1 protein-coding gene and 1 pseudogene are annotated in these 3,368 nt (G+C 71.3%); one reads left to right on the top strand and one right to left on the bottom strand.

What is annotated here, in order from left to right:
- Positions 1–875: pseudogene (locus ABZX92_RS45530) on the bottom strand (hypothetical protein); the annotation flags it as partial.
- On the opposite strand from ABZX92_RS45530, the gene ABZX92_RS45525 reads away from it, so the two are divergent.
- The coding region (locus tag ABZX92_RS45525; RefSeq protein WP_355572353.1) for a hypothetical protein at positions 856–3,368 on the top strand (2,513 nt) is incomplete at its 3' end. The pseudogene ABZX92_RS45530 and the gene ABZX92_RS45525 overlap by 20 nt on opposite strands.

Below are 3,368 nucleotides of genomic sequence, written 5' to 3'. Positions count from 1 at the left end.
CTGCCGGGTATCGCCGGTGGCGACAACCGAAGCGGCAACGGCGGCGGGAATGGCGGGACTGCCAGTGCTATCTCCGGTGGCCGCGACTCGGGCAGCGTCCCTGGTGGCCTGGCCAACGCGCCGGGCATCACGCCGGGTGTTGCGGGCGTCATGCCCGGCACGTCGAGCGGCACGGGCGGCACCACCAGCACGGGCGGCACCACCAGCGCGGGCGGCACCGCCAGCGCGGGCCAGACGAACACGCCTCTGCCGGGCCAGTCGGTACCTCCGCCGACGACCGTGCCGTCGTCGTCTTCGGGCGTGCCGGGCACCTCTGTGAACGCGCCGCCGTCGTCGACCAGCGTCGCGTCGTCGACCAACGTCGCGTCGTCGACCAACGTCGCGTCGTCGACCAGCGTCGCGTCGTCGACCAGCGTCGCGTCGTCGACCAGCGTCGCGTCGTCGTCGACGAATGTGCCGAGCACCTCCACGAATGCGCCGCAGTCGGTCAACGGTCCCGTGGCGCCTGCTACCTCGACGCAGGCGGTGGTGCCGCAGTCCACTGTGCAGTCGCCGGTGGCGTCGCCCGATGTCACCACGAGCCTGTCAGGGCCGTCGGAGAACGCCACGATCGTGCCTGCCACGCCGACCATGGACAGTTCGAACGAGATCCAGGCCCGGAACACCGCGGCCACGCCGGCCTCCTCGACGCCGGACATGGCCCCGGACATGGCCACTGACACGACGACGCGGTCGCGTCCCGCCGTGTCGACCCCGACCACGCCGACGACACCTGAACCGAACGCCACGGCGCCGATCACCACGACCACTGCGACGCCGAACCTGGCCACGTCGGTCACGCCGTCCCTCTCGACCATGTCGTCCCTCTCGGTCACGTCGAAGATCGGCGTCGAGGGGATCGGCGTCGAGGGGATCGGTACGACGTTGGTCTCCACCGAGACCGCTGCCCCGGAGATGTCTCGGGACGCGATCCGGGCGCCTCGGACCGGCGTCAATCTCGAATCCGCCGTGCCGCTGCCGGTCGCTCCCTCCGCCATCCAGACTCCGGCCGCCGACCAGGACCTCACCGCCGACCAGGAATTCGCTGTCGATCGGGAATCCGGCGGCGACCTGTCGGACACCGACACCGAATCGGACACCGAATCGGTCTTCGACTTCGATGGCCGCTTCACCACGGACGTCGGCTACGACCCGTATTCGGACACGGAGGTCGAGTCCGATGTGGACGAGGGTGTGGAGCGGGGCAAGGGGGTCGACAATTCCCGTGTGGGGGTGCGGGATGTGGTCGGCTTGCGGTCCTGGGGCCGGGGCGGGTCGGGTGGCGGGGTCGATGCCGGCGAGTTCTCCGGCGCGGCCGCGAACCCGGCCATGTCGGACGGCGTGGTCGATGGTCCGGTGGGGTCGCAGGTGTCGTCGTATGTCGATGGGGTCGGTGAGTCCGATGTTCTTGCGGGGATGTCATCGGGTTCGGTGAGGGTGCCGATCGTGTCTGCGCGGTCTGCGGTGGGCAGTGGGGAGGGTGTGGTGGCGGGCCGGGGTCCGGTGGTTCGCGATGATCGGGTGGTCGTGGCCGGTGGTCCGGTGGGGTCGGCGCGGGGCGAGTTGTCTTCCGGGGGGGATGGGGCCGTCGGGCCGGAGACGGGCCGGTTCTTGGCCTCTGGTGGTGTGGCGGGTGTGTCGATTCGGCGGGAGATCGATTTCGAGACGGCTGTGCTGTCCGCTGTCAACGCGCAGTTGGTGCGGTGGGGGTGGCCGGGGGGAGAGATCACGGTGCAGATGCTGCGGTCGGTACGGGCGGAGGTGGACGCGGCGGGTTTTGTGTTGCCGCGGGATTCGGCCGGTGCCGGGGTGACGCTGTCGCAATGGGTGGTGTCGGGCCGGATCGGCCAGATGCTCGGTGGGGCACGCGGACAAGCGCGGGACGGGGAAGGCAGCGGCACGGGGCGCGGTGGAACGGGACGCGGTGGTGGTCGTCGGCCCGTTCCGGAGGACGGTGAGACCGGGCCGCCGCCGAAACGTGCGCGGACTGCGCGGACCGTGTGGTTGCCTCAGGACTACATCGACGCCCTGACCATCGCGGTAACGCAGGGGCTGCTGCCCGCGCCGGACCCTCAAGGCACGAGAGCCATACCCAGCCAAAAGCTGGACGTGGAGTTGCCGGGCCAGCGGCGGTTCCCACTCGGACAACGGCTCTACCAGCTGAGGCAGGGGCGGGGGGCCAGGGCTTTGTCGCCGGAGGTGCGGCAGGCGCTGACCCAGGCCGGTTACGGGCATCTGCTGGAGGCGGGTCCGGAGGGCGGGTGGACTCAAGATCACTATCGGCAGGCGCTGACCACCGCCACGGCCACGGGCCTGTTGCCGGCCTGGGACGAGACCAGCGACCGCGGCCTGCCCAGCTATGGCCTGCAGGTGCCAGTGGAAGGCGGGCGCTTCCCGCTCGGACAACGGCTTTACCACCTGCGGCGAGGGCGCGGGGGCGGGGTGTTGTCGCCGGAGGTGCGGGATGCGCTGACCGGCGCCGGTTACGGGCATCTGCTGGAGGCGGGTCCGGAGGGTGGGTGGACTCAAGATCACTATCTGCAGGCGCTGACCACGGCCACGACCACGGGCCTGTTGCCGGCCTGGGACGGGACCGGCGACCGCCGCCTGCCAGGCGGTGTCCTGTGGGTGCCGGCGGAAGGCGGGCACCGTTTCCCGCTCGGACAATGGCTCTACAAGCTGAGGCGGGGGTTCGGGGCCGGGGTGTTGTCGCCGGAGGTGCGGGATGCGCTGACCGGCGCCGGTTACGGGCATCTGCTGGACGTGCGGCCGGAGGGCGGGTGGACTGAGGATCACTATCTGCAGGCGCTGACCGAGGCCACGACCGGGAACCTGTTGCCGGGCTGGGACGGGACCGGCAACCGCGGCCTGCCCAGCTATGACCTGCAGGTGCCGGTGGAGGGCGGGCACCGTTTCCCGCTCGGGCAACGGCTCTACGACCTGGGGCGAGGGTTCGGGGGCGGGAGGTTGTCGCCGGAGGTGCGGCGGGCGCTGACCCGCGCCGGTTACGGGCATCTGCTGGAGGCGCGTCCGGAGGGTCCGGAGGGTGGGTGGACTCGGGATCACTATCTGCAGGCGCTGGCCACCGCCACGGCCACGGGCCTGTTGCCGGCCTGGGACGAGACCGGCGAACGCGGCCTGCCCAGCTCTGACCTGCGGGTGCCGGTGGAAGGCGGGCACCTTTTCCCGCTCGGGCAACGGCTCTACAAACTGGGGCGAGGGTTCGGGGGCGGCAGGTTGTCGCCGGAGGTGCGGCGGGCGCTGACCCGCGCCGGTTACGGGCATCTGCTGGAGGCGCGTCCGGAGGGTCCGGAGGGTGGGTGGACTCG

Source organism: Lentzea sp. NPDC006480, assembly GCF_040611995.1.
Taxonomy (GTDB): Bacteria; Actinomycetota; Actinomycetes; order Mycobacteriales; family Pseudonocardiaceae; genus Lentzea.
Note: the sequence above shows the minus strand (reverse complement) of the source record. Positions and strands in the feature narration are given on the sequence as shown.